Below are 1826 nucleotides of genomic sequence, written 5' to 3'. Positions count from 1 at the left end.
AGGCTTGAAGTTCATTAGTTTCTTATTTATAACAGGAAATATTGGTTGGATAAAGGAACTTTTCTCGTTTCAATTGTTTATGTTTTAAATTTTTTCATTTGCTCTTTAAAATGATCGAACCCCAAGTTCCCCGTTTCATTTAACGGAAATCCCGGAAGATAAAGATGGCCTCCATATGAGACGCCACTGGCTCAGGGGCGGATTTCCCAGAAGTTACCTGGCCGAAGATGACACACAGAGCGTTGAGTGGCGGCAGGATTTTATCCGCACCTTCCTGGAACGGGACCTAGTTCAAATGGGGGTGAGCATTCAAACCCGGCGGCTGGAAAGGTTCTGGCAGATGTGTGCCCATCTTCACGGACAACTGCTGAACAGTTCCAAGCTGGGAGAATCACTGGGCCTCAGTCACCACACCATAAGATCCTATGTCGATCTGCTTGACCATGCGTTTATCCTGAGAGTGCTTGCGCCCCTTGAAGCCAATCTGAAAAAGCGGCTGGTAAAATCACCACGGGTGTATATCCGCGATACCGGCCTGCTCCACGCACTTCTAGGTATTGATTCCCAAAATGAACTATTGGGGCACCCGGTTTACGGTGCATCCTGGGAAGGCTATGTGATTGAAAATATTCTGTCCCTGTTACCCCATTGGAAACCCTCATTCTACCGGACCGCTTCGGGAACGGAAATTGATCTGATTCTTGAAAAAGCCGGACAGCGAATTGCCGTGGAGTGCAAGGTATCCACATCGCCCCATGTGGGAAAGGGATTTTGGAATGCCCTTGCCGACCTGGGTATCACCAGGGCATGGATTATTTCACCGGTCAATGAAGCCTACCCTTATGAGCGTGGTGTCACAATAGGTCCACCGGATGCTTTTATTGACCGGATGATCGTTTAAGTCAGTTGGAGATAATAAAATGAACACGTTGAAAATTATTTCTGATTATAACGGATTTTTTTAAAGGCACTAAAGAACGCCCGAGTTTTAAAAAGAAAAATGAATTCACCTTCCAAAAGAAAAGAGATGATGAACCGCCTGCTCAAGGATCAGGTGGTAAAAACAGTGCTGACAATGATCCAGGAAGGAACACCCATTACCATGGATAAGGTGAATGTATTTAATTTCCAGAAGGAACACCCGCTTTATTTTAAATATATCCAGAGCCATCGTTCGGCCGCCGCGGCCGTTACAGATCGCATGGACGCCGTCATCATCCCCCTAGTCCATGTTTGCCGGGAGGGCATGCGTTTAGGGCAGTTCAAGGATGTGGATCCCTATGTGATGGCAGCCATGATTTTTGGTACGTTGGTAGGCCCTTTGGAGTCCCTGACATACCGGGAGGAACCACTCATGGATGGAAAAAATGTCTGAATGTTGCTCCTTTCATTGTTGAAATGAAAAACTGGAAGGCGTATCCGTTAATTGTATAAATGAGCATATTTGTCTATTTTTGTAGTGATAAAAAGTAACGGTTCCTCCTATGTCAATGACTTTATGGACCAGACCCGTTTGAAGAAAGTGTACATCCAGGGGGATGCCCCTTCCAGAATGCTGCCTGAAGATACGGCATAGATGATTTCCTCGCTGTTCTGGATTCCCAGCGGGCGCTTTTCAGCGCCGAGCAGGGCGCCATTGTCCTGAAACAGGCGTACTTAAGCAACCTGATTAACCTTTATAAGGTCATGGGGGGAGCGGTCAACTATAGTCATTTTCTTTTTAAAACTTGATTGTTATTTTTCATTTTGAGCAACTAATTTTTCACTTTCACAATATCATTCTTTCTGCTATAATTCCTTAAGTTCTTTGAAAAGATATAGGGTTA

At 45.1% G+C, this 1826-nt stretch carries 3 protein-coding genes; all 3 read left to right on the top strand.

What is annotated here, in order from left to right:
- The first annotated feature begins 175 nt into the window (after positions 1-175).
- The 3 genes from HXW94_RS18680 (at position 176) to HXW94_RS19965 (ending at position 1576) form a co-directional block, all read left to right on the top strand.
- Positions 176-901, top strand: a complete 726-nt coding sequence (locus HXW94_RS18680) for an ATP-binding protein (protein WP_178368400.1) — start codon at positions 176-178, stop codon at positions 899-901.
- 99 nt (positions 902-1000) lie between these two features.
- Entirely contained in the window at positions 1001-1375 is a 375-nt protein-coding gene (locus HXW94_RS18675) for a hypothetical protein (RefSeq protein ID WP_178368399.1), read from the top strand.
- A gap of 69 nt (positions 1376-1444) precedes the next feature.
- Positions 1445-1576: a hypothetical protein gene (locus HXW94_RS19965; RefSeq protein ID WP_281357880.1), complete on the top strand. Its 132-nt coding sequence runs from the start codon at positions 1445-1447 to the stop codon at positions 1574-1576.
- Positions 1577-1826 lie beyond the last annotated feature (250 nt).

The organism is Desulfobacter latus, assembly GCF_013389365.1.
Classification (GTDB): Bacteria; Desulfobacterota; Desulfobacteria; order Desulfobacterales; family Desulfobacteraceae; genus Desulfobacter; species Desulfobacter latus.
This window is presented reverse-complemented; position numbering and strand designations above follow the sequence as displayed.

Coding starts and splice junctions, on each gene's coding strand:
- HXW94_RS18675 (WP_178368399.1), top strand. CDS start 1,001: ATGAATTCACCTTCCAAAAGAAAAGAGATGATGAACCGCCTGCTCAAG.
- HXW94_RS18680 (WP_178368400.1), top strand. CDS start 176: ATGAGACGCCACTGGCTCAGGGGCGGATTTCCCAGAAGTTACCTGGCC.